The sequence below is a fragment of the Amycolatopsis sp. cmx-4-54 genome (assembly GCF_046548895.1).
Classification (GTDB): domain Bacteria; phylum Actinomycetota; class Actinomycetes; order Mycobacteriales; family Pseudonocardiaceae; genus Amycolatopsis.
The window spans coordinates 167,068-193,848 of sequence record NZ_JAEBEJ010000006.1 but is presented as its reverse complement, the minus strand read 5'-3'; the positions used below and the strand labels follow the sequence as shown (position 1 = coordinate 193,848).

The window sequence follows — 26,781 nt, the reverse complement described above, 5'->3', positions numbered from 1 at the left end:
GAAGCGCCAGTTCGACGACACGGGGGGAAGACGTCGAGCTGGCACTACCCCCAACCCCCACCGCCCTCAGATGGCGGTGCCTGTGCAAGTGAAGGTGTCCACCGTCGTACCGGAACCGAATGGGGGGTCCTGCCCGTCTGGTTGGTTGGGCACGGTTCCGGCGACGGGTCCTCGGTGGACACCCGGCAAGGATCACGCCGTCCGGATGCAGGGCGCTTGCACTACGCTTGCAGGCTCCGACGAGGGTGAGCGGAGGTGGCCGCGTGGAGTTCCGCGTCCTCGGCGCCGTCGAGGCGTGGGCCGATGGCGTTCCGGCCGATCTCGGCTCGCCCAAACAGCGGCTCGTGCTGGCGGTTCTGCTGCTGGAGGCGGGCAAACCGGTGCCGCGCGACCGGATCATCGACCTGCTCTGGCCCGAAGAACCCCCGGCCAGTGCCCGCAACACCGTTCAAGCGCTGGTGTCCAGGCTGCGTGCGGTGTTCCGCGGCGCGGGCGGGCCGGAGATCGTCTCCGAGGGGACCCGTTACCTGCTCAAGGTAGACCCGCGTCAGGTCGACCTGCATCGCTTCACCGAGCTGACCACGCGAGCCCGCAACGCCGACGACGAGACCGCCGTGGAGCTTTTGGACGAGGCGCTCGGGTTGTGGCGCGGCGAGGCGTTGTCCGACGTGGTGAGCGGCGAGGTCGCCCAACGGCTCCGCGGCGGTATGAACGAGGCACGCTGGACGGCGCTCGAGGATCGCGCCGAAGCGCAGCTGCGGCTCGGCCGTGGCAGGCAGGTTCTCGCGGAGCTGACCGAGCTGGTCGCCGCGCATCCCTTGCGCCAGCGGTTCGTCGGGCAGCTCATGCTCGCGCTGCACCGCGAAGGCCGCACCGACGACGCCCTCGAGGCGTTCCGCGCCCTGCGGGGCCGGCTCGGTACCGAACTGGGCCTCGATCCCTCCCCCGAGCTGCGACGGCTGGAAGCCGCCATCCTCACCGCCGATCCCGCGCTCGAACCCGCGACCACCAGGCCCGAGCCGGTCCGCCCGGCCCAGCTGCCGCACGACGTCCGGGGATTCGCCGGACGCGCGGCCGAACTGGAGCGGCTCGACGAGGCGACCCGGCACCCGGGCGAGGGCACCGACATCTGGGTCATCAGCGGGACCGCCGGGGTCGGCAAGACCGCGCTCGCGGTCCGCTGGGCCCACCGCGTCCGCGACGCGTTCCCCGACGGCCAGCTCTATCTGGACCTGCGTGGCTTCGACCCCGACCACGAACCGCTCACCCCGGCCGTCGCGCTCACCCAGCTCCTGCAGGCACTCGGCACCGCGCCCAAGGCGATCCCGCCGGACACCGACACGCGGGCCGCGTTGCTCCGGTCCCTGCTCGCCGACAGCAGGGTGCTGCTGGTGCTCGACAACGTGCGCGACAGCGGCCAGGTGCTGCCACTGCTGCCGCCTTCGGGCACCGTGCTGGTCACCAGCCGCCAGCGACTCGGCGACCTCATCGCCCGCACCGGCGCCCGCGCGCTTCCGCTGTCGGTGCTGCCCGCCGAAGACGCACGGCATCTGCTGGAAGCCGTGCTCGGCAGTGAAACCGTCGCCGCCGAGGCCGTCGCGGCCGCGGAACTGGCGCGGCTCTGCGGGCATCTCCCGCTCGCCCTCCGGATCGCGGCCGCCAATCTCGGTGCCAGCGGCGAGCCGGAGATCGCCGAACTCGCCCGCGAGCTGGCCGGTGGTGACCCGCTGGCGGAGCTGACCGTCGACGGAGCCGAGGAAAGTGCGGTGACCACGGCGTTCGGCGTCTCCTACCGCGCGCTTCCCGCGGAGCACCGGGAGCTGTTCCGCCGTCTCGCGCTGGTTCCCGGCCAGACGTTCACCGCTCCCGCCGCGCAGGCGCTGACCGGCGTTCCGCATTCGAAGGCGAACCAGCAGCTCAAGGCGCTCGCGGCGGCGCATCTCGTGGAGCGCTACACCCCCGGGCGCTACCGGTTTCACGATCTTCTCCGCAGTTTCGCGGCGGGCCGTACCTTGTCCGAGGACTCGAAGGCCGAACGTGACGCAGCGGGGAGGCGGCTCTTCGAGAGCTACCTGAGCACCGCCGACGCCGCGGGACGCGCCCTCATCCCGCACTTCCTGCGTCTTCCGCGCGAAGAACCGGCGGACAAACCCTTCGCCGACAACGAAGAGGCGCTGGCCTGGCTGGACGCCGAATGGCCGAACCTCGCCGCCGCCGTCGAGCACAGCGCGGAACACGGCCCGCCCGAGTTCTCGTGGCATCTCGCCGACGCGCTCCGCGCCTTCTTCCACCAGCGCGGGCATCACGCGGAATGGATCGACACGGCCTCGACCGCGCTCAAGGCCGCCCGCCGCAGCGGCGCGGGGCAAGCGCAGGCCGCGATGCATCTGAGCATCGCGCTGGCCTGCGTCAACAGCGGCCGCTACGACGAAGCGCGCGAGCACCTCACCAGCGCTCTGCGCGGTGATCTCCTCGAGGGCTGGGACGCCGGCCGCGCGGCGGTGCTCAACAACCTGAGCGCGGTGCACCAGCGTCTCGGTGACCCGCAGGAGGCGATCCGCTGTGGGCTGGAATCCCTGCGGCTGTGCGAAGAACTGAACATGCCCGCCGTCTCGATGGCGCTGGCGAACCTCGGTTTCCCATACTGGCAGACGGGTCAGCTCGACGAGGCGCTCACCAACTTCACCCGCGCGCTCGCGGTCTCCGAACGGGACGGCGCCCGGTTCAGCGTCGCAGTGCTGCTGGTCGACCTCGGCAACGTGCACCGCGACCTCGGCCTCCTCGACGACGCCTACGACTTCTACACCCGAGCGCTCGCGGCCAACCGCGAGCTGGGCTACACCTACGGCGAGGCGACGGCGCTGTCCGGCAGGGCCGTACTCGAAAGCAGGCGCGACCCGAGCGAACAGAACCGCGCGGACGCGCTCGAAGCCGTCGAACTCACCCGCAAGATCGGCGACCGGGGCACCGAGGCCTGGACGCTCGTCGGGCTCGGCGAGGTCTGCCTGCGACTCGGCCTGCCCGAGGAGGCGGCCGAGCACTATCGGCTCGCGTTGTCCATCGCACGGACCACCAGCTTCTTCTGGTGCGAGGCCGCCGCACGGACCGGGCTCGCGGAAACCCTGCGGAAACTGGGAAAGCACGCGGAAGCCCGGACACACGGCGAACTGGCACAGGAACTCGCCGCACGCTCCGGCTACCGGCTCGTCGAGGAACGCGCGAAACTGATCCTGGACGAGCTCTAGTTCTTCCCGCCGTAGGATTTCACGCTACCGGCGGTCGCCGCCGCGATCGCCGTCAGAACGGCGAGGATGATCGTCAGCGCCATGGCGGTGCTGTCGCCGTCGTCGAAGCTGAAGAGCCACTTGACCTGAGCGCCGAAGGACGTGCCCCATACCAGGGGCGTCCCCACGAAGACCGCGACCACGTAGAACACACAAAGCCCGAACAGCGTCCACACGCCGGGAATCCGGCGGGCGAACGTGAACGCCGCCGCGATCACCAGGACCACGGCGGAAATGGTGCCGCTGGCCATGTTCTGCACCGTGATGCCCGACGGGCGACCGTCCGCCTCGGTGGCGACGATGACGTTGTAGAGCGCGAACCAGACGAGCATGGCGGCGGCGAGCAGCGCCAGGACGCCGGCGATCATCGCCGCCGCGGCGTTGGCCCTCGGCTTGGGCGGCTTCGGGTCGCCCCACGGCGCGGGTCCGCTCGCCGTCGGCTGACCGTGCTGCGGAAAGCCCGGCTGCGGTGGATTCGGCTGCGGTGGATTCGGCTGCATCCGCACTCCTCGCGCGTTCGGCGGCACGAACCGGCCGCCTTTCGTGGTTCGTGGTCACCGTAGCGAATGGTCTTTACTGGTGTCCGGTCTTTGGCAGCAAGCTGCCTTCACGGACTCGCGTTTGTGTCTAGGTATGGCTGTGGCGGTTTCGCGTGATCAGATGGACGACACACGTGTCTGGAGGGACGACTCGCGGGGCCGATGGGGCGTGAGCGGATTCCGGCTCCGGTCGATCTCCGGCCCGGTCCGTGAAGGCCTCCTTGAGGGACGCTGGGTCCCTCAAGGAGGCCTTCACGGACTCGGTGATCGCCACACGCGCCGCACCTGCAGCAGCAGCCACAGCGGCAGCGTGTGAAGGGCCCCAGTACATGAAGGCCCCCTTCCTGTACCTAGAAGTCGCGTCAGATGCGGACCTCGTCCACGCGGACCGGGCGGCGTTCGCGGCGTGAGACCTCGCACGCCTCGGCGATGTAGAACGCCTCCAGCGCGTCCGCCGCGCCGCACGGACTCGGCGCGCGACCGGCGGCGACGTCGAGGAACGCCTTCAGCTCGCTGATGTACGCGGGGCGGAAGCGTTCCATGAACCCGGGATAGGCCGGGCCGGGCAACGGCTGGACGCCGGGTTCCACCGAAGTCAGTGGCGCGCGGTCGTCCAGGCCCACCACGACGTTGCCCGCCGAGCCGAGGACTTCCAGCCGGACGTCGTAGCCCGCGCCGTTGTAGCGAGTCAGCGAAACCGCCGCCAGCGTCCCGTCGTCTAGCGTCAGGGTCGCGGCCGCGGTGTCGACGTCGCCGGCGTCGACGAAGAACCGCTCGCCCTTGTTGGCGCCGACCGCGTAGACCTCGACGACCTCGCGGCCGCTCACGAACCGGACGACGTCGAAGTCGTGCACGCCGCAGTCTCGGAACAGGCCGCCGGAGTGCGCGACGTACTCGGCGGGAGGCGGTGCCGGGTCGAGCGTGGTCGCCCGCAAGGTGTGCAGCCAGCCGAGTTCGCCCGAAGCCACCGCCGCCCGGGCCGCGGCGTAGCCCGTGTCGAACCTGCGCTGGAAACCGATCTGCACCGGCACGTCCGCACCGGTGATCTTGTCGATCACCGCGAGCGTTCCCGGGATGTCGGCCGCGACCGGCTTCTCGCAGAACACCGGGATACCCGCGTCGACGGCCTTGAGGATCAGTTCCGGATGGGCGTCCGTCGCCGCGGCGATCACCAGACCGTCCAAAGAGGACGCGAACAGCGAGGGGATGTCCGCCGCCGCTTCGACGCCGAGTTTCGCGGCGGCGGCCTGGGCACGGGCGGCGTCGACGTCGGCGACGACCACGGAGAAAACCTCGTCGAAGCTCTTCAAGGTCTCGGCGTGCGAAGTGCCGATCCGGCCGGTGCCGGCGAGTCCCAACCTCATGTGGTTACCTTTCTGGAGCGGCGGTGGTCGAACGGACCACCAGCGACGGGTGCAGCAGATGACGGACCGGTTCGGCGCGTTCGCCCCGGATCCGTTCGAGCAGTGCTTCGACGGCCAGCCTGCCCATTTCCGTGCGCGGCTGGTCCACAGTGGTCAGTGAGAGATGGCGCAGCGCGGCGAGCGAGGTGTTGTCGTAGCCGACCACGGAAACGTCCTCCGGCACGCGCAGGCCCACCTCTTCGAGCGCGGAGATCGCGCCGACGGCGTTGAAGTCGTTGCCCGCCACCAGCGCCGTCGGCATTCCGCCCATCGGCGGGTCGCCGAGCAGTTCGTGTACGGCCTTCTCCCCGGCGGTGTCCGTATGCTCGCTGTGCACGATGATGGGGTGCAGCCGATGCCGCCGCATGGCCTGCTGGTAACCCCGTCGCCGGGCGGCGGCACCGGCCGCGAGCCCGCCGTCCAGATGCGCGATCCTCCGATGCCCCAACGAAACCAGGTGATCGACGGCGAGCGCGGAGCCGGCCTCGCCGTCGTCGTTCACCGTGTCCACACCCGCGGCGCGCGACGTGCGCGACACCAGGACGACGGGACCCTGCGCGGCCGCTTCCTCGATCGCCGAGGCGGGGACCACCGGCGACAACAGGATCACCCCGGCGGGCCGGAAGGACAGCAGGCTCTTCAGGGCGGCACGTTCACGCGCGGGACTGCGGCCACCGGTGTTGAGGATCAGGTGGAAACCGGCCGCTTCGGCCGCCGCGTCCAGCCCTTCGACGACATCGGCGAAGAACGCGTTGCGGAGGTCGGAGACCATCACGCCGAGGACGGTCGACGTCCGGCTCGCCAGCGACCTGGCCATCGCGTGCGGCTGGTAGCCCAGTTCGTGCGCCGCGCACAGCACGCGCGTGCGCCGTTCGTCGGAGACGTTCGGCGCGTTCCGCATCACCAGCGACACGAGCGCACGGGAAACCCCTGCCTTCGCGGCGACGTCCTCCATCGTCGGTCGCGCCATTTCCCTTGTCCCCTTGCTCTTACGCCCTGCCCTTGACTTTACTGTGACGGACGCTACATGATTAGAGCGCTCTAATCAATAGAGCGCTCTAACCCGATCACCCGGAGGCCGCCCGATGACAGCCACGACACCCCGGATCCGCATCGCCGCCGCCCCGATCTCCTGGGGCGTCTGCGAAGTCCCCGGCTGGGGCCGCGTGCTCGACGCGGGCACCGTGCTGGGCGAAATGGCGGAGCTGGGGGTGCGCGCCACCGAACTCGGTCCGCCCGGATACCTGCCGCGCGACCCGGCCGCGCTGCGCGAACTGCTCGGCGGGTACGAGCTCGAACTCGTCGGCGGTTTCCTCGCCGTGGTACTGCACGAGAACCCCGAAGCCGCGCTGGCCGAGGCCGAGGAGTCCGGCGCGTTGTTCGCGGCCTGCGGTGGCGACGTGCTCGTACTCGCCGCCGCCACCGGTCTCGACGGCTACGACGACCGGCCGAAACTGAGCGACACCGAATGGGCGACCCTCGTCGAAACCTCCGGCGAGATCAGGGAAATCGCCGCGCGTCACGGCCTGCGCACCGTGCTGCACCCGCACGTCGGGACGCACGCGGAGACCGAGGATGAGGTCGAGCGCTTCCTCGCCGATTCCGCTCTCCCGCTGTGCCTGGACACCGGGCATCTCCTGATCGGCGGGACCGATCCGGTCGCGCTGGCGAAGCGGTACCCCGAACGGGTCGGGCATCTGCATCTCAAGGACGTGCGCGGCGAGCTCGCCGAAGACGTCCGCGCCGGCAGGCTTCCCTATACCGAGGCCGTGGGCAAAGGTCTGTATGTCCCTCTCGGTGACGGGGACGTCGACATCGAAACGATGGTCCGATCCGTCCACGAGGCGGGCTACGACGGGTGGTACGTGCTCGAACAGGACACCGCGCTGAGCGAGGGGAGCCCGGAGGATCTGCCGAAGCGGGACGTGGCCAGGAGCCTGGCGCATCTCGACGGAATCGTCAGCCGGCTCCCGGCTGCCAGGTAACGGAAGAAGCGAGGAGAGACGACGATGTCCCATCGCTTGAAAAAGGCCTTGGTGGTCGTGGCGGGGCTGCTGCTCCTGTCCGCGTGCACCGGGCCGAAGGCCGAGGTGAAGCCCGTCGCGGGCGCGGGCCCCGAGACGGAACAGCCCAGCGGGCCGTTGCGTGTCGCGGTCATCTCACACGGCACGGCGGGTGACGCGTTCTGGAACGTGGTCAAGAACGGCGCCGAGGAGGCGGGCAGGCAGCTCGACGTCCAGGTCGAGTACAACTCCGACGGAGACCCCGGCAACCAGGCCAAGCTGATCGACAACGCGGTCGCCCAGCGGGTCGGCGGGCTCGTGGTGTCGATGGCGAACCCGGAGGCGCTCAAGACCTCGATCGAGAACGCGGTCCGCGCCGGGATCCCGGTCATCACCATCAACTCCGGCGAGGACAAGAGCGCGGGCTACGGCGCGCTCACCCATGTCGGGCAGAACGAGACCATCGCCGGCGAGGAAGCCGGGAAGAAGTTCCGCGAACTGGGCAAGAAGAAGCTGCTCTGCGTGGTCCATGAAGCGGGCAACGTCGGGCAGGCGCAGCGGTGTGACGGCGCCAAAACCGGCTTCGCGGGCGACGTGCAGACCCTGCAGGTCGACATCAGCAACCCCACCGACGCCGAATCCCGGATCAGGGGCGCGGTGCAGACCGACTCCTCCCTCGACGCCGTCCTCACGTTGAACTCCCAGGTCGCGGCCCGGGCGGTGAGCGCGATCAAGGCCGTCGGCTCGCAGGCCCAGGTCGGCACGTTCGACCTCAACACCGACGTCGTGGGTGCGATCAAGGCGGGCGACGTGGTCTTCGCGGTCGACCAGCAGCAGTACGAGCAGGGCTATCTCCCGGTGCAGTTCCTCAAGCTCTACCGGGACAACGCGAACGTCGTCGGCGGCGGGAAACCGGTCCTCACCGGACCGGACCTGGTCGACAAATCCACTGTGGACACCGTCGGCAAGTACGTGCAAAGGGGCACGCGATGACCACCACCATGCTCGACGAACGGATCGCGAAACCCCGGCTGCTCGACCGGCTGGTCGTCCGCCCCGAGATCGGCGCGCTGCTCGGCGCCGTCGTCGTCTTCCTGTTCTTCACCCTCGTCACCGACCAGTTCTTCAGCGGCAGCGGCGTGGCGACCTGGCTGGACGACGCCTCGACGCTCGGCATCATGGCGGTCGCGGTGTCCCTGCTGATGATCGGCGGCGAGTTCGACCTCTCGGCGGGGGTGATGACGGCGTCCACGGCGCTCGTCACCGCGACACTGGCGACGCAGGCGGGCTGGAACGTCTGGCTCGCACTGTTCGCGTCGCTGGTCTTCGCCCTCGCGGTCGGCGCGTTCAACGGCTGGCTGGTGATGCGCACCGGGTTGCCCAGTTTCATCGTCACCCTGGGCACCTTCCTGGCGCTGCAGGGGCTCAACCTCGGCGTGACCCGCCTGGTCACCGGCACCGTCCAGGTGTCCGGGATGCGCTCGGCCGACGGCTACGAGTCCGCCGGTTTCGTCTTCGCGTCCACAGTGGACATAGGCGGGACGGCGTTCCAGATCTCCATCGTCTGGTGGATCGGCTTCGCCGTGCTGGCGGCCTGGCTGCTCGTGCGGACCCGGTTCGGCAACTGGATCTTCGCCGTCGGCGGGTCCGCGCAGAGTTCACGCGCGGTCGGGGTCCCGGTGGTGCGCACCAAGATCCTGCTGTTCATGACCACCGCGCTCGCCGCGTGGCTGGTCGGTTCGATCAACATCCTGCGATTCGCGAGCGTCCAGGCGAACCAGGGCATCGGGCTGGAGTTCCAGTACATCATCGCGGCCGTGATCGGCGGCTGCCTGCTGACCGGCGGGTTCGGTTCGGCGATCGGCGCCGCGATCGGCGCGCTGATCTTCGGGATGGCGCGGCAGGGCATCGTGTTCGCCCGCTGGGACAGCGACTGGTTCATGCTGTTCCTCGGCGTCATGCTGCTGTCCGCGGTCCTGGTCAACAACGCCTTCCGGCGGCGCGCGGAAAGGGTGCGGCGATGAGTCGTCTTCTCGAGGTCAAGGACGTCGGCAAGACCTACGGCAGCGTGATCGCGCTGCGCGACGTCTCCACGGTGGTCGAAGCGGGCGAGGTCACCTGCGTGCTCGGCGACAACGGCGCCGGCAAATCCACCCTGATCAAGATCCTCGCCGGGGTCCATCAGCACGACCGGGGCGAGTTCCTGGTCGAGGGCGAGCCGGTCAAGTTCGCTTCGCCGCGTGAGGCGCTCGATCGCGGAATCGCGACGGTGTACCAGGATCTGGCGGTCGTCCCGCTGATGAGCGTCTGGCGGAACTTCTTCCTCGGTTCCGAACCGACGGTCGGTTTCGGTCCGTTCCGCGCGCTCGACCGGAAGAAGGGCCGCGAGACGACCAAGAAGGCGTTGTCCGACATGGGCATCGACCTGCGTGACGTCGAGCAGCCGGTCGGCACGCTGTCCGGTGGCGAGCGGCAGTGCGTCGCCATCGCACGCGCGGTGCACTTCGGGGCGAAGGTGCTGATCCTCGACGAGCCGACGGCCGCACTGGGTGTCAAACAGGCGGGTGTCGTGCTCAAGTACGTCGCGCAGGCCCGCGACCGCGGGCTCGGCGTCGTGCTGATCACGCACAACCCGCATCACGCGTATCCGGTGGCCGATCGCTTCCTCCTGCTCAAACGCGGCGCGTCGCTCGGCGCGTACGAGAAATCCGAGATCGATCTGGCCGAGCTGACCCGGCAGATGGCGGGCGGCGCGGAACTGGAAGCCCTCGAACACGAATTGCGAGCCGCGGAGTCCCCTTCATGACCGCTCTCGAAGCACTGACCGTCGGCCGGGTCGGGGTGGACCTCTACCCCGAACAGAGCGGCGTGCCGCTGGCCGGGGTCAGCACCTTCGCCAAATCGCTCGGCGGCACCGCGACCAACGTCGCGGTCGCCGCCGCGCGGCTCGGCCGCTCGACGTCGGTGCTGACAAAGGTCGGCCCGGACGGCTTCGGTGAGTACGTGCGGCAGGCGTTGCGGGAGTTCGGCGTGTCCCCCGAGCACGTCGGGACATCGGCCGGATTGCAGACGCCGGTGGTGTTCTGCGCGCTCGACCCGCCCGCGGATCCGCCACTGCTGTTCTACCGGTCCCCCATCGCCCCGGACCTGACCATCACCGAGAACGACGTGCCGTGGGACATCGTGGAATCCGTTCCGCTGCTGTGGGTCACCGGCACCGGCGTCTCCGTCGAACCGGCACGCGGCACCCAGCGCAAGATGCTCGAACGGCGCGGCCGCCGGTCGCATACCGTGCTGGACCTCGACTTCCGGCCGATGTTCTGGCCCGACACGGAGACGGCGCAGGAGGAGATCGGCTGGATGCTCGACCACGTCACGGTCGCCGTCGGCAACCGCACCGAGGCGGAGGTCGCCGTCGGCACGGCGGACCCCGACGAAGCCGCGTCCCGGATGCTGGCCAGGGGTGTCGAACTGGCGGTGATCAAGAAAGGCGCGGACGGGGTGCTGGTGGCCACCGCCGAAGGCCGCTGGACCGTACCGCCCCAGCGGGTCGAGGTCGTCTGCGGGCTCGGCGCCGGGGACGGTTTCGGTGGCGCGCTGATCCACGGTCTGTTGTCCGGCTGGGATCCGGTGCGAATCGCCACCTACGCCAACGCGGCGGGCGCGCTCGTCGCTTCCCGGCTCGCCTGCGCCGACGCCATGCCCACCGCCGACGAGATCGAGGAGTTGCTGTGAGCAAGCTGCACCGTCCACTCGGGACGCTTTCGGAGGAGCGGGACCCGGTCCGGCTCACCCCGGATTCGGCGGGCTGGAACTACAGCGGCCTGCGGGTACTTTCGTTGGCCGCCGGGGAGTCCAGGGTGGTGCGGACGGGCGAGTACGAAGCGTTCGTCCTGCCCTTGTCCGGTGCGTGCACCGTCCGGGTCGACGGAGAGGTCTTCGCCCTCGCCGGGCGGGATTCCGTGTTCACCCGTGTCACGGATTTCGCCTACGTACCACGGGACGCCGAAGTCGAGTTGTCGACAGTCGCGGGGATCGAGGTCGCGCTGCCGATGGCCCGCTGCACCCGCCGTCTCGAACCCCGCTACGGGCCGGCCGAAAACGTGCCGGTGGAGGTGCGCGGCGCGGGGCAGGCGACCAGGCAGGTCACCAACTTCGGCGTGCCGGGCGTCTGGGACCACGCGGACAAGCTGAACGCCTGCGAGCTGATCACCCCCGGCGGGAACTGGTCGTCGTACCCGCCGCACAAACACGACGAGGCGTCCGAATGCGAGGTCGTCAACGAGGAGATCTACTACTTCCGCGTCGCGGGCCGCGACGGCGTGACCCCTTCGCGCGAAGGGTTCGGCCTGCACCGGACGTACACCGCCGACGGTGATCTGGACGAGGACGTGGCGGTCCGGGACGGCGACGTCTTCCTGATCCCGCGCGGCTACCACGGTCCCTGCGTCGCCGCGCCCGGCTATCCGATGTACTACCTGAACGTCCTGGCCGGGCCCGCCGACGAGCGGTCGATGGCCTTCTGCGACGACCCCGCGCACGGCTGGGTCCGCGAGACGTGGAACGACCAGGAGCTCGATCCGCGTTGCCCGGTCACAAGCCATGAAGGGCGGGTCTCATGAAGCTGACCACGGCACAGGCTCTCGTACACTGGCTGCTGGCGCAGCGGTCGGAAACCCTGGACGGGCGGGAAGTCCCGTTGTTCCCCGGGGTGTTCGCGATCTTCGGGCACGGCAACGTCCTCGGTCTCGGCACCGCGCTGGAAGAACACCGCGACGCTGTGTGGCATGACACCTCCACGGGAAAAAGTATGTCGGCGTTGCCCGTGTGGCGAGGGCAGACCGAGCAGGGCATGGCGCTCGCGGCGGTCGGCTACGCCAAGGCCACGCACCGGCGGCAGGTCGGTGTGGTGACGTCGTCGATCGGTCCCGGCGCGCTGAACATGGTCACCGCGGCCGGGGTCGCGCACGCGAACCGCCTGCCGGTACTGCTGCTCCCCGGTGACACCTTCATCAGCCGCGCCCCGGATCCGGTGTTGCAGCAGGTGGAGCATTTCGGCGATCCGACGGCCACGGTCAACGACGCCTTCCGCGCGGTGAGCCGGTATTTCGACCGGATCGTCCGGCCGGAGCAGCTGCTTTCGACGCTGCCGCAGGTCGCCAGGGTGCTGACCGATCCGGCGGACGCGGGTCCGGTGACGCTGGCGCTCCCCCAGGATGTCCAGGCGGAGACCTACGACTTCCCGGACGCGCTCTTCGCGCCGGTGACCCATCGTCCGCAGCGTCCGCGGCCCGATCGCCGGGCGCTCACCGAAGCGGCCGGTCTGCTCCGGGCGGCACGGAAACCGTTGCTGGTGCTCGGCGGCGGCGTCCGGTACTCCGGCGCGGGTGGGCGCGCGCTCGCCTTCGCCGAACGACATGGCATCCCGGTCACCGAAACCACGGCGGGGCGCACCCTGGTCCCGCATGGTCATCCGCTGCACGCGGGCCCGCTCGGGGTCACCGGCTCGACTTCGGCGAACGTGCTGGCCGCGGAGGCCGACGTCGTGCTGGCTGTCGGTACTCGGTTGCAGGACTTCACCACGGCGTCCTGGACGGTGTTCTCCCCGGACGTCCGGCTGATCACCCTGAACGCCGCCCGGTTCGACGCGGTCAAGCACGGTGCGCTGGCCGTCGTGGGCGACGCCGACGCGGGTCTGGTGGATCTCGCGGGTCAGCTGGAGAACTGGCAGGCGGATCCACTGTGGACAGAGCGCGCCTCGGCGGAGCGCGGTCGCTGGGACGCGCAAATCGACACCCTGCGCGCCGCTTCCGGCGAGGTGCCGACGTACGCCCAGGTCGTCGGCGTGGTCAACGATCTCTCCGAGCCGCGCGACTATGTGATGACCGCGTCCGGCGGGATGCCCGGCGAACTGATCGGCGGTTGGCGCGGATCGGGCTCGATCGGCATGGACGTCGAGTACGGGTTCTCGTGCATGGGCTACGAACTCGCGGGCGCCTGGGGTGCGGCGATGGCGCATACCGAGGGCCTGGTCACCACGATGCTCGGCGACGGTTCGTACCTGATGCTGAACTCCGAGCTGTTCTCGGCCGCCTTCGCCGGACATCCCTTCGTGGCGGTGGTCTGCGACAACGACGGTTACGCGGTCATCGCCCGGCTCCAGGAGGGGCAGGGCGGCAAGCCGTTCAACAACTTCCTCGGTGACTGCCGGAGCGCGCATGCCACTCCCCCTCGGGTCGACTTCGCGCGGCACGCGGAATCACTGGGGTGCGCGGTCTTCACGGCGTCCACTGTGGACGACGTGCGAGCGGCGTACGCGAAGGCGAGGGAAGCCGCGGTGGCCGAGCACCGGCCGGCGGTGGTCGTGGTGCGCACCCAGCCGGACTCGTGGACCGAAGCCGGCGCCTGGTGGGAGGTCGGCGTCCCGGAACACCTCGCGGGAAGGGAGGGGATCGAGCGCGGGAAAGCGGCGCAGGTGCGGTACCTGAACGGCCGCGTTCAGAGGACTAAACGCGACCGGTGAAGCCGGCGAAGTACCCGGCCGCCATGTCTTCGGCACCGTGTCCGGCCTCGGACGCGCGGGCGAAACGGGCTCGCCCGGCCTCGACGGCGTCCAGCCGGACACCCTTTCGGGCCGCGGCTTCCAGCACCAGCCGGAGTCCTTCTCGGCGTTGTCGACCGAAAGGCGGTGGTGTAGTCGTACTTGAGTGATCGTACGGCCGAGTGCTGGCCGTCCGCGCGGTTCCAGGACTGGGACTATCGCGCCGACAAGGACGGCGGCCGGCCGAACTGGCGGGGATCCTCGACGACCTCAGCGTCCGAGCAGGCGCCGGATCTCGGTGACGGCCGCGCGGCCGGCCCGGTTCGCGCCGACGGTGCTGGCGGACGGGCCGTAGCCGACCAGGTGCAGCCGCGGTTCGGCGACGACGCGGGTGCCGTCCATCCGGATCCCGCCTCCGGACGCGCGCAGGTGCAGCGGCGCGAGATGGTCGATAGCGGCGCGGAACCCGGTGGCCCACAGGATGACGTCGGCGGGCTCGAAGGTGCCGTCCGCCCATTCCACGCCGTCCGGCGTGATCCGCTGGAAAATCGGGTGACGGTCGAGGATCCCCGCGTCGAGGCCGGCGCGAACCTCGGGCGTCACCGCCAGATCGGTCACGCTGACGACGCTCTTCGGTGGCAGGCCCTCGCGGACTCGCCGATCGACCTTCGCGACGACCTCACGGCCCCAGTCCTCGCTGAACGGCTCGTCGCGCCACACCGGCGGGCGCCGGGTCACCCAGCGTGTCGAGCGCGCGAAGGGCGCGATCTCCAGCAACAGCTGGACGGCCGACGAACCACCGCCCACCACGACGACGCGTTTGCCGCGGAGGTCCTCGGCGCCGGTGTAGTCGGCGGTGTGCAGCTGACGGCCGCGGAAGGTCTCCTGCCCCGGGTAGTACGGCCAGAACGGCCGGTCCCAGGTGCCGGTCGCGCTGATCACCGCACGCGCGGACCAGGTTTCCGCCGCGCTCGCTACCACCAGCCGATCGTCCTCGGCGCTCACCGACAGGACGTCGACGGGCCGATGGACCGGGAGGTCGTAGGTGCTTTCGAAGCGGCCGAAGTAGTCGGAAACGACGTCGGCAGCGGGCAGTTTCGGATCCGGGGTGCCGAAGGCCATCCCGGGGAGGTCGTGGATGCCGTGGACCTTTCCCACGATCAGCGAAGGCCAGCGGTACTGCCACGCGCCACCGGGCCGTTTGCCGTGGTCGAGCACGACGAAACCCGCCTCGTTGGAGAATCCGGCGCGGCGCAGGTGATACGCCGCCGACAGACCCGCCTGGCCCGCCCCGATCACCGCCACGTCGACTTCGTGATCCGCCTTCATACCGGGTTCAACGGTTGACAGAAGCCGCTATTTCCTCCGAGGTCGCTGTGTCCGCTGCGTCACAGCCCGCACGATCGCGACGACCAGGAGTACCCCGGCGAGCACCACCAGCACCGGCGCCGCCCGTTTCACCACGGATCCGCCCGCGTACTCCATCAGGTCGATGGCTTCGCCCTCCGTCACCGGCTTGACCGCCTGCAGCGCCGGGCGTGCCTGGGGTTTCGCGGGCTCGGGCGCGGTGGCGAGTTTGCCGGACAGGCAGTCCGCGAACGAGTCGAGGATCTTGCCGCCGACCTCGGAGATCATGCCGCGCCCGAACTGCGCGGGCTTCCCGGTGACCGCCAGCTCCGTGGCGACGGCGCCATGGGTGACGCCGTCCTTCTCGGTCAGGGTGAGCGTCACCGTGGCCGACGCGGTGCCCGCTCCCCGCGCGTCCTTGCCCGCGGCCTTGATCACGACCTTCTTGGCGTCGGCGTCCTTCTCGACGAAGTGGCCGGTTCCCTTGTAGAGCAGGGAGATCGGCCCGAGCTTGACCTTCACCGTGCCCTTGAAGGCGTCCCCGTCGACTTCGGTGACGGTGGCGCCAGGCATGCACGGCGCCACTCGTTCCGGGTCGACTACGGCCTTCCAGACCTCGCCGACCGGGGCGGGAACGGTGAATTCGTGGTCGAGCCGCACGGGCCGACCTCCCTTCTGTGTCTTTATCGACGAACCCGGCCGCGATCGACGTCGGCACGACGCAGCCGGTCAAACCGCTCGCCTTCGCGGGCAAGGCGCCCTGCCACCGCGATAGCGGGGCCTTCGGCCAGCGGGTTCACGCTTCCTCTCCCTTTCCGGGTTCGTCTTCGGCTCTGCCCACGGTCGCCTGTCAGGAACCCGCCGCGGCGAGGACCGCCCGGCCGGTCAGCACCCGCGCGAGGTGCTGCCGGTATTCGACGTCGGAGTTGCCGTCGGCCGTGGGGTTCGTGCCCTCGGCCGCGCGTTCGGCCGCGCCGCGGATCGCCTCGGCGGTGGCCGCGCAGCCGACCAGCGCCTCCTCGACCCCGGCCGCTCGCACCGGGGTCGAGCCCATGTTGGTCAGCGCGACCCGAGCCTCCTCGATGGTGCCCGCCTCGATGCGGACACAGGCCGCGACCGCGACCATCGACCACGCCTGCGCGACCCGGTTGAACTTCTCGTAGTGGGCGTGCCAGCCGGTGTGCTTCGGCACCCGGACCTCGACCAGGAGTTCGTCCGCGGCGAGCGCGGTGGTGAACATGTCCTGGAAGAAGTCTGCCGCGGCCACCGTCCGCCGCCCGCCCGGCCCGGCGACGACGAGTTCGCAGCCCAGCGCGAGGACGGGAGCCAGCAGGTCACCGGCGGGATCGGCGTGCGCGATGGCACCGCCGAACGTGCCGCGGTGGCGGATCTGCGGATCGGCCACCGTGTCGGTGGCGGCCTTGAGCAACGCGGCGTGCTCGGCGACCAGCGCGTCCCGCTGGACGTCGTAATGCGTGGTCATCGAGCCGATCACCAGCGCGTCGCCGTCCTCACGGACGCCGCGCAGCTCGGCGACCTTCCCGAGGTCCACCAGCGTGGTCGGCGTGGCGAGCCGCATCCTCAGCACCGGCAGCAGGCTTTGCCCGCCCGCCAGCACCTTGGCGTCCTCGCCCGCCTCCGCGAGCGCGCTGATCGCTTCGTCCACTGTGGACGGTGCGGCGTACTCGAACGGGGCCGGGATCACTGGGCACCTCCGGTGGCGTCGATCGAACCGAGACCGCCACCGGCTTCGGAGCCGAGCCCGCCCGCGGCGGTCGTCCCGTGCTGGATGGCGTGCCAGACCCGCATCGGGGTCAGCGGCATTTCGATGTCGTTCACCCCGAAGTGCCGGACGGCGTCGACCACGGCGTTGACCACCGCCGGGGTCGAGGCGATCGTGCCCGCCTCCCCGACTCCCTTGGCGCCCAACGGGTTCGTCGTCGACGGTGTCTCGGTGCGGTCGGTGGTGAAGCTGGGCAGGTCCGCCGCCGACGGAAGCAGGTAGTCGGCGAAGGTCCCGGTGGTCAGCGTGCCGCCTTCGTCGTGGACGGCCTCCTCGAACAACGCCTGCGCGATGCCCTGCGCGAGCCCCCCATGCACCTGGCCTTCGACGATCAGCGGGTTGACGGCCACGCCGACGTCGTCGACGCAGACGTAGGAGCGCAACCGTACGCGCCCGGTCTCGGTGTCGACCTCGGCCGCGCACAGATGCGTGCCGTGCGGGAACGAGAAGTTCTCCGGATCGAACGTGTCGGACGAATCCAGCGACGGTTCGACCCCGTCCGGCAGGTTGTGCGCCGAGAACACGGCCCACGCGATGTCCTGGATGGACGTCGAGGAATCCGTGCCCTTGACCGAGAACTTGCCGGCCGAGAATTCGAGGTCGTCCTCGGAACACTCCATCAGATGCGCCGCGATCGGCTTGGCCTTGGCGAGCACCTTGTCCGCCGCCTTGACCACCGCGATCCCGCCGACCACCAGCGACCGCGAACCGTAGGTGTCCATGCCCTTGTGCGAGGACTGGGTGTCGCCGTGGATGACCTCGATGTCCTCGAACGGCACACCGAGTTTGTCGGCGACGATCTGGCTCCACGCCGTCTCGTGCCCCTGGCCGTGCGCGGAGGCGCCGGTGATCACCTCGATCTTGCCGGTGGGTAGCACCCGGATGTCCGCGTGTTCCCAGCCGCCCGCCGCGTAGTCGAGCGAGCCGAGCACCCGCGACGGCGCGAGGCCGCACATTTCGGTGAACGTCGAGATGCCGATGCCGAGCTGGACCGAGTCGCCCGATTCCCGCCGTTCCTTCTGCTCGCGGCGGAGCCCGTCGTAGTCGAAGAGCTCCTTGGCCTTGGCGGTCGCGGCTTCGTAGTTGCCCGAGTCGTAGGTCAGCCCGGCCACCGTGGTGAACGGGAACTCCTCGTGCTTGATCCAGTTCTTCTCGCGGATCTCCATCGGGTCCATGCCCAGTTCGACGGCGAGTTCGTCCATCATCCGCTCGATCCCGAACGTGGCCTCCGGCCGCCCGGCGCCGCGATACGCGTCGGTGAGCGTGGTGTTGGTGAACACGTTGGTGCAGGCGAAGTGGTACGCCGGGAACTTGTAGATCGCGTTGAACATGAACGCGCCGAGGATCGGCACGCCGGGGCCGACGAGGCCGAGGTACGCGCCCATGTCGGCGAGCAGTTCGACCTTGAGGCCGGTCACCGTGCCGTCGCGGTTCGCGGTGATGGTGAGGTCCTGGATCTGGTCGCGGCCGTGGTGTGCGGCGACCATCGTCTCCGAACGGGTCTCGTTCCACTTCACGGGTTTGCCGAGCCGTTTGGCGATGAGCGTCGCCATCATCTCTTCGGGCAGTACGGCGATCTTCCCGCCGAACCCGCCGCCGACGTCCGGCGCGATCACCCGCACCTTGTGCTCGGGAAGACCGAGCGTTGCCGCGGTCATCGTCTTGAGGATGTGCGGGACCTGGGTGGCCGACCACATGATCAGCTGATTGCCCGTCGGGTCGACGACGCACGCCCGCGGTTCCATGAACGCCGGCACCAGGCGCTGCTGACGGAAGCGCCGCTTGAGCACGACCTCGGAACTCGAAATCGCGTCCTCGACGCTGGATCCGGTGCCCGCGTCGGCGGAGTCGAAGACCCAGACCGCGTTCTGGTTGGTGCCGAGGTCCTCGTGCACCAGCGGCGCGCCCTCGGCGAGCGCGTTCTCGAGGCCGAGCACGACCGGGAGTTCGTCGTAGTCGACGTCGATCATTTCGAGGGCGTCGTGCGCTTCGGCCGAGGTGCGGGCGACGACCACCGCGACCCCCTCACCGGCGAAGTTCACCGTGTCCGAGGCGAGGATCGGCCGCCTCGGCGATTTCATGTCCGGGGTGATCGGCCACGCGCACGGCATGCCGATGGCGCTCTCGGGGTCGAGATCCTTCCCGGTGAAGACCGCGACCACACCGGACGCGGATTTCGCCTCCGTGACGTCGATCGAGACGATCTTGGCGTGCGCGAACGGGCTGCGGAGCACCGCGAGGTGCAGCATGCCGGGCAGGGTCAGGTTGTCGGTCCAGCGGGTCCTGCCGGTGATGAGGCGCTCGTCCTCCTTGCGGAGACGGGACTTGCCTACCTCCGGTTCGATCGTGGAGGTCATCACTCACCACCCGCGCCGACACGGGAAGCGGTGTCCGAAGCGAGCCGCTCGGCTTCGGGACCGGCGCCGGGCCGCATCTCGTGGGCGGCGTCGCGCACCGCGCGGACGATGTTCTGGTAGCCCGTGCAGCGGCACAGGTTGCCTTCGAGTCCTTCGCGGACCGCCTTCTCGTCCGGATCGGGATTGTCGGCGAGCAGGTCGATCGACTGCATGATCATGCCGGGAGTGCAGAAACCGCACTGGAGCGCGTGGTTCTCGTGGAAGGCCTTCTGCACCGGATGCAGTTCGCCGTCGCGGGCGAGTCCCTCGATCGTGGTGACCTCGCAGCCGTCGGCCTGGACCGCGAGTACCGAACAGGATTTCACGCTGTGCCCGTCGAGGTGGACGGTGCAGGCACCGCAGTTGCTGGTGTCGCAACCGACCACGGTGCCTACCTTCCCGAGCCGTTCGCGCAGATGGTGCACGAGGAGGGTGCGGGGCTCGACGTCGTCTGTGTAGCTGGTGCCGTCGACGGTGACGGTGATGCGCATCAGGCCTCCAAAAGCAAGAGAAACCCCGCGCTGGTCCGGGGTCGTTCGGGAGCGGCCGGTCATTCGGTTGTCACGGACCGACCCCGGAGCGACCGTGATCGGACTCACAGTCGAGCGTGCTACTTGGGCCCTGCAAGGGCAACCCCCACCAGGGGGTGACTCGCGAACGGCTCCGCATGTGCGGTCGCGCAGAAGGAAAATCGGTGCAGATGCGGGGAAAGTGCGAGTGTCCTTTAGGTACAGACTCCCTTGCCCGTGCCTGCAGTGCGACCGACGCCTTTGGCTCTAACCGTCCTTACCACTCACGAGGCCAGACGGCGTTCGCCCCGGTGACCACGGTGGCGACTCGGTCGCCCGGGATGGTGTCGTGCACGGTCAGCGCGGCCAGGCCAGCGGCCCCGGCGGGTTCCGGCAGGACGCCGAGGGTTTCCGCGCCCAGCCGCATGGCCGCACGCAGATCGTCGTCCTCGACCAGTACGAAGTCGTCCACGAGTGACCGCAGGCGCCGGATGGATTCGGGTTCCGGGGTGCGGATCGAGATGCCACCGGCGAACGAGTTCACCCGGTCGACGGTGATCGGCTCACCGGCCCGCCAACTCGTCGCCATCGCCCGCGCCGACGTGGTCCCCACGCCGACGACCTGGACGTCCGGCGTGTGCGCCTTGAGCCAGAGCGCGACGCCGGCGATCAGCGCGCCGTCGCCGACCGGCAGCACGACCGTGTCGATCGTGCCCGCCCCCGCCAGTTCCAGCCCGATTGTGCCCGCCCCTTCGGAGATCGCGGGCTCACGGCCGTCGACCACGAAGACACGGTCCGGCGCTTCGGCGGCGAAGGCGGCCGCGGCCTCCTTCGCCTCGCCCTCGACCCGGCGCACCCGCGCCCCCAAGGCCTTCATCCGCCGCAGTTTGACCGGGGAGACGTCCGCCGGGACGAACACCTCGGCCCTCAGACCGCGTTTTCTCGCGGCGAACGCGACGGCCTGCCCGAAGTTGCCGCTGGTCCCGCACACCATCGTCGTACCCGGCTCCAGCCCGGCCGCGAAATAGTCCGCGCCCCGGCCTTTGAAGCTGCGCAACGGATTCAGCGTCTCGATCTTCACCAGCACGTTCCGGCCGAGCTGTTCGTTGAGCTGTTCGTCGCTGTATTGCGGGGAGCTCAGAAAAACGGGATCGATCACCTTCGCCGCTTCGGCGATGTTGTCCAGCTTCAGGTCCATGTCGGTCATGACGCCCAAGCTAAGCCGGGAGCCGATCATGGCGATTGTAAATTTTCCCGCCGATGTGCAAAAATATTGCGTGCCTCTCGACGAGATCGACCATCGGCTGCTCGACCTCGTCCAGGCCGACGCCGCCCGCCCCCTGCACGAGCTGGGCGACGCCATCGGCCTCTCCCCGAGCGCGGTCCAGCGGCGGCTGACCCGGCTGCGCGCCGCGGGCGTGATCCGCGCCGAGGTCGCCGTGCTCGATCCGGAGACGCTCGGCGCGGGGATGACGTCGATCATCCTGGTCGCGCTGACCGACGACGACGAAAAGCGCCACACGGCCTTCCGCGACCGGATGCTGGCCGAGCCCCGCGTCCAGCACTGCTACAGCATCGTCGGGCAGTGGGACTACGTCGTCGTCCTGCTCACGCCGGATCTCAAAGCGAGCCGGTACCTGTCGAGGAAACTGTTCGACGTGCACGTCAAACGATTCGAAACCCTGCCCGCCTTCGAGGTGGTCAAGTCGAGCCAGGCGGTGCCGGTGCCCGGCGTCAGCCGTGGATCCGGCCGCTGAGTTCGGCGAGCCGCGATCCCGAACCGCTCCACCGCAGCGCGATGATCTCCGCCGCGATCGACACCGCGGTCTCCTCGGGGGTCCGCGCACCGAGGTCGAGGCCGATCGGCGAGGACAGCCGTTCGAGTTCCGCCTCGGTGACCCCGGCTTCACGCAGCCGCGCGAACCGGTCGTCGTGGGTCTTGCGCGAGCCCATCGCCCCTACGTAGCCGACGTCGAGCCGCAACGCGACCTCCAGCAACGGCACGTCGAACTTCGGGTCGTGGGTGAGCACGGCGATCGCGGTCCGGCCGTCGATCCGGCCCGCTTCGGCCTCGGCCTCGAGGTAGCGATGCGGCCAGTCGACGACGACCTCGTGCGCGTCGGGGAACCGGCTCTTCGTCGCGAACACGGGCCGCGCGTCGCAGACCGTGACCTGGTAGCCGAGGTACGCGCCCATCTTCGCCATCGCGGCGGCGAAGTCGATCGCGCCGAAGACCAGCAGGCGCGCGGGCGGCTCGAAGGAGTTGACGAAGACCGTCATCCCCTCGCCGCGACGCTGCCCGTCCGGGCCGTAGTGCAGGGTGCCCGTGCGGCCGCCGGCGAGCATGCCGCGCGCGTCGTCGACGACGGCGTCGTCCATCCGCGACGAGCCGAGCGAACCCGCGACCCGGTCCGGCCAGACGATCAGATGCTCGCCGACCAGGCCGTCCCGTTCGTGCTCGATCACCGTGACCACGGCGACCGGCTGTCCACTGTGGACCGATTCGACGACCTCGCCGAGCTCCGGCATCGAGTCGCGGTCGATGTGCTGGACGTAGATGTCGATGATCCCGCCGCAGGTCAGCCCGACGGCGAACGCGTCGTCGTCACTGACGCCGTAGCGCTGCAGCACCGGGGCGCGTTCGGCGACCACCTGCTGTGCGAGTTCGTAGACGGCGCCCTCGACGCAGCCGCCGGAGACACTGCCGGTGACCGTGCCGTCCGGGGCGACGAGCATCGCCGCGCCAGGGCTCCGCGGCGCCGACGAGAACGTCGCCACCACGGTGCCGACCCCCACCGTCTCGCCTGCCGCCCAGCGACGGTGCAGTTCGTCCAGTACGTCACGCATCGGCGATCTCCACCAGCAGTCGTTCCAATGTGGCCAAGCTGTGCCCGGCGAGCAGCCGATCGAGGTGCGGGAGCGCCGCCACGATGCCGGACTGCACGGGAGCGTAATCCGCCCGCCCCGCGTGCGGATTCACCCAGAATACGACGTGCGCGAGCCGTCGCAGCCTGGCGAGCTGCTCGCCGAGGAGGCCGGGGTCGCCCCGTTCCCAGCCGTCGGAGAACACGGTGACCACGGATCGCCTGGCCACACCGCGTTGTCCCCACCGGTCGAGGAACGCCCGCAGGGTCTCGCCGAGCCTCGTCCCGCCCGCGAAATCGGGGACCGCGGCGGCCGCGGCGAGCATCGCGTGCTCGGGATCGCGCAGCCGGAGCTGGCGGGAGACCCTGGTGAGCCGGGTGCCCAGGGTGAAGACCTCGACCCGGCCCGGAGCGCGCCGCGCCACGACGTGCGCGAACCGCAACAAGGAGTCGGCGTACGGCCCCATCGAGCCGGAGACGTCGATCAGGAGGACGACGCGGCGCGGTTTGACCCCCTTCCACCGATACGCCAGGCGCACGGGCTCGCCGCCCCCGGCCAGCATCGCGCGGAGCGTGCGCGACGGATCGAGCGTGCCCCGGCGGGCCGGACGGCGGCGCGGAGACGACCGCGACGGAAGCGCCGGGCACAGTTTCGCGAGCAACTCCCGCAGGTGCGCGCGTTCGGCGACACTCAGCTCCGCGAGATCACGGTGCCGCAGGATCTCTTCCTCGCTCGCCGCGACGCGGAGTTCGTCGGGTTCCGCGCCGGACTCGCCTTGGCCCGCCTGCGCGAGCGTGGCGATCCTGGCGCGCTTCGGGGCCGCCTCCCGGCCGCGCCGCCGCGACCCGGTTTCCTTCTCGGTGAACCAGCCGTCGAACGCGGCGTCGTAGCGCGGAAGGTCGTCGGGGTCGGAGCACAGCGTCAGCCGTCCGGCCCAGTACAGCTGGTCCGGATCGGCGAGATCGAGCTCGCCGACGGCTTCGAGGTACGCCCGCACTCGGTGCGCGTCACACGGCAAACCGGCTTCGCGCAATGCCTCCGCGAAGCCGACGAAGCCTGCCAGTGGATCGCTCACTCCTCCATTGTGCGCGCGTTTCGCCCTCTGGATGCGGTACTTGCGCGCAAGTACCGCATCCAGAGGACGAAACGCGGGTCAGCGGCGGGCGAAAGCCGGGGTCTTCTCGCGAAGGGGACCGATGCCGCCCAGGAACGCGCCCACCGCCGTGAGCATCGGGAACCGGTCCGAGATCCTGAGCAGCAGCGGGATGGTTCGCTCGTTCAGCGTGCCGTCCAAAGCGGGCTCGATGAGCATCTTGTGCTCCCCCAGTTGCTGCATCTGGATCAGGGTGACGGCGAAATTCCGGCGGCGCCGCACCCGGCCGAGGTCCCGCGCGGTCAGAGTCCCGCGCAGCAGCGGCTTGGCGAGGAGCCGCGCGGCCGCCACGGCGTCCTGTATCGCGACGTTGACGCCCATTCCACCGGCAGGCGACATCGCGTGCGCGGCGTCACCGATGCAGAGCACCCGTTCGGAGTACCAGTGCGGAAGCTTGGACATCCGGACCTTCAACAGCTTGACGTCATCCCAATCGCGGATCGCGGCGAGCTCCTCCTCGCCCCAGCCGAACAGGCCGCCGATCCGTTCGCGGAACTTCTCGATGCCCTCGGCACGCAGCGCCTCGTCCTGGCCCTTCTTGATCAGGTACGACGTCTGGTAGTAGTCGCCACGGTCCATCGTCATGCCGGCGAGGCCGTTCGCGAAACAACCGAACACCTCCGCCGCCTCACCCGTCTCCTCGAGTTTGGGCACGCGGACCCACCAGACGTCCATCGGCACCTCGTACTCCTTCGGCACCAGTCCCGCTTCCGCCCGGATCAGGGAATCGCGGCCGTCGCAGCCGACCACCAGGGTCGCGGCCAGCTCCCGCTCGACGCCGTCGGGATCGCGGTAACGCACGCCGCCGCCCTCGCGCAGACCGGTCACCTCGGCGCCCATCCGCAAAGTGAACGTCGGTTCGTCGGCGGCCGCTTCGGCGAGCAGGTTCAGGAAGTCCCATTGCGGGACCATCTCGATGTACTTGTGCGGCCCGGGAACCCGGCTGAAATCGGCGGCGACGATCGTCACGTCGCCGAACACCATCCGCATCTTCTCCAGCCGTTTCGACGGGAGATCCGCGAACCGGTCACCGAGGCCGAGTTCGTCGAGCAGCATCAACGTGGGCGGATGGACCGTGTCACCGCGGAAATCGCGGAAAAAGTCCTGGTGTTTCTCGAGAACGGTGACCTCGACCCCGGCTCGCGCCAACAGGAGTCCGAGCACCATCCCCGCCGGACCGCCCCCCACCACACAACACTGTGTACGTTCCATGTTCGAGTTGTAGCGCGGCCGGTGAGCGGTCGCCACGTATTCGGCTCCGAAGAGGACCTAGGTCCCGAGGCCCGCGACGAGGACGCCGACCATTTTGCGCGCGTCGTAGCGCGGATCGCTTTCGGCGCCGATACAGAGGTTCCCGACGCCGCGCATGACTTCGAGCGCCTGGAGATCGGAGCGGATCTCGCCCGCCTCCGCCGCCGCGTCGAGCAACCGGGCGCACACCGGCAGGAGGGTGTCGAGGAAGTAGGTGTGCAGCGTCTCGAATCCGGCGTTGTCGGACTGCAGCACCGCCGCCAGACCGTGTTTGGTGACCAGGAAATCGACGAAGAGGTCGATCCAGCGCCGCAACGCCGCATAGGGGGAATCGCTCGACGCCAGCAGTTCCGGCCCGGCTTCGGCGCACGCGTCGACCTGATGGCGATAGACGGCGATGATGAGGTCGGCCCTGGTCGGGAAGTGCCGGTAGATCGTGCCCATCCCGACGCCCGCCTTGGCCGCGATGTCGCGGACCGGCGCCTCGACGCCCGAGCTGACGAAGACCGCGGCGGCGGCGTCGAGCAAGGTCTTTTCGTTGCGGCGGGCGTCCGCGCGTTTGACCTTGGTGCCCTCTTCACTCATCACGCCACTCCTCCGCCACCGGCTTGCCAAACGGAACACTGCTCCGTATCGTTAGCGGAGCAACGTTCCGCTTGCTCATTTTGCCATGGAGGACATCGTCATGCAGTACCGCACCTTGGGCAGGACCGGCGTGCAGGTCAGCACCCTCGCGCTCGGCGCGATGAACTTCGGTGCGATCGGCCGCACCACCCAGGACGAGGCCACCGCCATCGTCGACGCCGCGCTGGCCGGCGGGATCAACCTCATCGACACCGCGGACATGTACAGCGCCGGGCAGTCGGAGGAGATGGTCGGCAACGCCATCGCGGGCCGCCGTGACGACATCGTGCTGGCCACGAAGGCGAGCATGCCGATGGGCGACGAGCGCAACCATCAGGGCGCGTCACGTCGCTGGCTGGTCACCGAACTGGACAACAGCCTGCGCCGCCTCGGGGTCGACCACGTCGATCTCTACCAGGTCCACCGCTGGGACCCGAAGACCAGCGACGAAGAAACCCTTTCCGCGCTGACGGATCTGCGACAGGCGGGGAAGATCCGCTACTTCGGTTCGTCGACGTTCCCCGCGTATCGCATCGTGCAGGCCCAGTGGGCCGCCCGCGAACTCCGTTCCGGCCGCTATGTCACCGAGCAGCCCAGCTACTCGATCCTCCAGCGCGGGATCGAAACGCAGGTCCTGCCCGTGACCGAGGAATACGGCATGGGTGTGCTCGCGTGGAGCCCGCTGGCGTCCGGCTGGCTGTCCGGCGCGGTCCGGGAAGGCGGCGAGATCAGCACGAACCGTTCGGCGGTCCTGCCCCAGCGATTCGACCTGACCCGGCCCGTCAACCGGGCCCGGCTGGAAGCCGTCGAACGGCTGGTCAAGGTCGCCGACCAGGCCGGGCTGAGCCTGATCCAGCTCGCGCTCGGCTTCGTCGTCGCGCATCCCGGGGTGACGAGCGCGATCATCGGCCCCCGCACGCCGGGCCACCTCGAGTCGCAACTCGCCGCGGCGGACACCGTGCTTTCCGCCGATGTCCTCGACGCGATCGACGAGATCGTCGCCCCGGGCACGGACCTGGCCCCGGAGGAGAAGCACGACACCCCGCCCGCTCTGCTCGACGCGTCGCTGCGGCGCCGCTGACG

At 69.7% G+C, this 26,781-nt stretch carries 24 protein-coding genes; 10 read left to right on the top strand and 14 right to left on the bottom strand.

What is annotated here, in order from left to right; all coding sequences use genetic code 11:
• The first annotated feature begins 263 nt into the window (after positions 1 to 263).
• Positions 264 to 3,245 (top strand): BTAD domain-containing putative transcriptional regulator, encoded by a 2,982-nt coding sequence (locus ACLJQ7_RS21465; RefSeq protein ID WP_410649986.1) that lies wholly within the window; start codon positions 264 to 266, stop codon positions 3,243 to 3,245.
• Here the strand turns inward: ACLJQ7_RS21465 and ACLJQ7_RS21460 are convergent.
• From ACLJQ7_RS21460 to ACLJQ7_RS21450, 3 genes are all read right to left on the bottom strand, one after another.
• On the bottom strand, positions 3,242 to 3,784 hold the full coding sequence (locus ACLJQ7_RS21460) for a hypothetical protein (RefSeq protein WP_410649985.1): 543 nt from the start codon (positions 3,782 to 3,784) through the stop codon (positions 3,242 to 3,244). The genes ACLJQ7_RS21465 and ACLJQ7_RS21460 overlap by 4 nt on opposite strands.
• A gap of 401 nt (positions 3,785 to 4,185) precedes the next feature.
• Entirely contained in the window at positions 4,186 to 5,187 is a 1,002-nt protein-coding gene (locus tag ACLJQ7_RS21455; protein ID WP_410649984.1) for a Gfo/Idh/MocA family oxidoreductase, read from the bottom strand.
• Positions 5,188 to 5,191: 4 nt separating this feature from the next.
• Complete coding sequence (locus ACLJQ7_RS21450; protein WP_410649983.1) at positions 5,192 to 6,196, bottom strand: LacI family DNA-binding transcriptional regulator; 1,005 nt, start codon at positions 6,194 to 6,196, stop codon at positions 5,192 to 5,194.
• A 115-nt stretch (positions 6,197 to 6,311) separates the two neighbouring features.
• Here ACLJQ7_RS21450 and ACLJQ7_RS21445 point away from each other — a divergent pair, with 115 nt between their 5' ends.
• From ACLJQ7_RS21445 to iolD, 7 genes are read left to right on the top strand one after another with little or no spacing between them, the layout of a single operon-like run.
• Positions 6,312 to 7,211, top strand: coding sequence for a sugar phosphate isomerase/epimerase family protein (locus tag ACLJQ7_RS21445; protein WP_410649982.1), 900 nt, complete (start codon positions 6,312 to 6,314; stop codon positions 7,209 to 7,211).
• Between the two features lie 24 nt (positions 7,212 to 7,235).
• Complete coding sequence (locus tag ACLJQ7_RS21440; RefSeq protein ID WP_410649981.1) at positions 7,236 to 8,222, top strand: sugar ABC transporter substrate-binding protein; 987 nt, start codon at positions 7,236 to 7,238, stop codon at positions 8,220 to 8,222.
• Positions 8,219 to 9,253 (top strand): ABC transporter permease, encoded by a 1,035-nt coding sequence (locus ACLJQ7_RS21435; protein WP_410649980.1) that lies wholly within the window; start codon positions 8,219 to 8,221, stop codon positions 9,251 to 9,253. The genes ACLJQ7_RS21440 and ACLJQ7_RS21435 overlap by 4 nt, the downstream gene beginning before the upstream one ends.
• The gene (locus ACLJQ7_RS21430) at positions 9,250 to 10,035 is read left to right on the top strand and encodes an ATP-binding cassette domain-containing protein (RefSeq protein WP_410649979.1); all 786 of its coding nucleotides are present in this window, start codon (positions 9,250 to 9,252) and stop codon (positions 10,033 to 10,035) included. Before ACLJQ7_RS21435 ends, ACLJQ7_RS21430 begins: the two co-directional genes overlap by 4 nt.
• Positions 10,032 to 10,964 (top strand): 5-dehydro-2-deoxygluconokinase, encoded by a 933-nt coding sequence (gene iolC / locus ACLJQ7_RS21425; RefSeq protein WP_410649978.1) that lies wholly within the window; start codon positions 10,032 to 10,034, stop codon positions 10,962 to 10,964. Before ACLJQ7_RS21430 ends, iolC begins: the two co-directional genes overlap by 4 nt.
• Positions 10,961 to 11,851 (top strand): 5-deoxy-glucuronate isomerase, encoded by an 891-nt coding sequence (gene iolB / locus ACLJQ7_RS21420; protein ID WP_410649977.1) that lies wholly within the window; start codon positions 10,961 to 10,963, stop codon positions 11,849 to 11,851. The genes iolC and iolB overlap by 4 nt, the downstream gene beginning before the upstream one ends.
• Positions 11,848 to 13,752: a 3D-(3,5/4)-trihydroxycyclohexane-1,2-dione acylhydrolase (decyclizing) gene (gene iolD, locus ACLJQ7_RS21415; RefSeq protein WP_410649976.1), complete on the top strand. Its 1,905-nt coding sequence runs from the start codon at positions 11,848 to 11,850 to the stop codon at positions 13,750 to 13,752. Before iolB ends, iolD begins: the two co-directional genes overlap by 4 nt.
• On the opposite strand, the gene ACLJQ7_RS21410 is transcribed toward iolD, so the two are convergent.
• The 7 genes from ACLJQ7_RS21410 to ACLJQ7_RS21380 all read right to left on the bottom strand — a co-directional run bounded on the left by ACLJQ7_RS21410 (position 13,736) and on the right by ACLJQ7_RS21380 (position 21,003).
• Entirely contained in the window at positions 13,736 to 13,879 is a 144-nt protein-coding gene (locus tag ACLJQ7_RS21410; RefSeq protein ID WP_410649975.1) for a hypothetical protein, read from the bottom strand. The genes iolD and ACLJQ7_RS21410 overlap by 17 nt on opposite strands.
• Before the next feature lie 161 nt (positions 13,880 to 14,040).
• Positions 14,041 to 15,099, bottom strand: coding sequence for an NAD(P)-binding domain-containing protein (locus tag ACLJQ7_RS21405; protein WP_410649974.1), 1,059 nt, complete (start codon positions 15,097 to 15,099; stop codon positions 14,041 to 14,043).
• Between the two features lie 27 nt (positions 15,100 to 15,126).
• Positions 15,127 to 15,777, bottom strand: coding sequence for an SRPBCC family protein (locus ACLJQ7_RS21400; protein ID WP_410649973.1), 651 nt, complete (start codon positions 15,775 to 15,777; stop codon positions 15,127 to 15,129).
• Between the two features lie 190 nt (positions 15,778 to 15,967).
• Positions 15,968 to 16,822 carry an FAD binding domain-containing protein gene (locus ACLJQ7_RS21395; RefSeq protein WP_410649972.1) on the bottom strand — a complete coding sequence of 285 codons (855 nt, stop codon included), beginning with the start codon at positions 16,820 to 16,822 and terminating at the stop codon, positions 15,968 to 15,970.
• On the bottom strand, positions 16,819 to 19,257 hold the full coding sequence (locus ACLJQ7_RS21390; protein ID WP_410649971.1) for a xanthine dehydrogenase family protein molybdopterin-binding subunit: 2,439 nt from the start codon (positions 19,255 to 19,257) through the stop codon (positions 16,819 to 16,821). Before ACLJQ7_RS21390 ends, ACLJQ7_RS21395 begins: the two co-directional genes overlap by 4 nt.
• Positions 19,257 to 19,787, bottom strand: a complete 531-nt coding sequence (locus ACLJQ7_RS21385) for a (2Fe-2S)-binding protein (RefSeq protein WP_016336316.1) — start codon at positions 19,785 to 19,787, stop codon at positions 19,257 to 19,259. The genes ACLJQ7_RS21390 and ACLJQ7_RS21385 overlap by 1 nt, the downstream gene beginning before the upstream one ends.
• A gap of 295 nt (positions 19,788 to 20,082) precedes the next feature.
• Positions 20,083 to 21,003, bottom strand: coding sequence for a threonine/serine dehydratase (locus ACLJQ7_RS21380; RefSeq protein ID WP_410650289.1), 921 nt, complete (start codon positions 21,001 to 21,003; stop codon positions 20,083 to 20,085).
• A gap of 79 nt (positions 21,004 to 21,082) precedes the next feature.
• Here ACLJQ7_RS21380 and ACLJQ7_RS21375 point away from each other — a divergent pair, with 79 nt between their 5' ends.
• Positions 21,083 to 21,562, top strand: a complete 480-nt coding sequence (locus ACLJQ7_RS21375; protein ID WP_410649970.1) for an Lrp/AsnC family transcriptional regulator — start codon at positions 21,083 to 21,085, stop codon at positions 21,560 to 21,562.
• On the opposite strand, the gene ACLJQ7_RS21370 is transcribed toward ACLJQ7_RS21375, so the two are convergent.
• The 4 genes from ACLJQ7_RS21370 to ACLJQ7_RS21355 form a co-directional block, all read right to left on the bottom strand.
• Complete coding sequence (locus ACLJQ7_RS21370) at positions 21,540 to 22,652, bottom strand: XdhC family protein (RefSeq protein ID WP_410649969.1); 1,113 nt, start codon at positions 22,650 to 22,652, stop codon at positions 21,540 to 21,542. The genes ACLJQ7_RS21375 and ACLJQ7_RS21370 overlap by 23 nt on opposite strands.
• Positions 22,645 to 23,745 (bottom strand): vWA domain-containing protein, encoded by a 1,101-nt coding sequence (locus ACLJQ7_RS21365; protein WP_410649968.1) that lies wholly within the window; start codon positions 23,743 to 23,745, stop codon positions 22,645 to 22,647. Before ACLJQ7_RS21365 ends, ACLJQ7_RS21370 begins: the two co-directional genes overlap by 8 nt.
• Positions 23,746 to 23,823: 78 nt before the next feature.
• Complete coding sequence (locus tag ACLJQ7_RS21360) at positions 23,824 to 25,035, bottom strand: FAD-dependent oxidoreductase (protein WP_410649967.1); 1,212 nt, start codon at positions 25,033 to 25,035, stop codon at positions 23,824 to 23,826.
• Positions 25,036 to 25,092: 57 nt separating this feature from the next.
• Positions 25,093 to 25,659: a TetR/AcrR family transcriptional regulator gene (locus ACLJQ7_RS21355; protein ID WP_410649966.1), complete on the bottom strand. Its 567-nt coding sequence runs from the start codon at positions 25,657 to 25,659 to the stop codon at positions 25,093 to 25,095.
• 100 nt (positions 25,660 to 25,759) lie between these two features.
• Between ACLJQ7_RS21355 and ACLJQ7_RS21350 the strand changes: the two genes are divergently transcribed.
• Entirely contained in the window at positions 25,760 to 26,779 is a 1,020-nt protein-coding gene (locus ACLJQ7_RS21350; RefSeq protein ID WP_410650288.1) for an aldo/keto reductase, read from the top strand.
• The last annotated feature ends 2 nt before the right edge of the window (positions 26,780 to 26,781 follow it).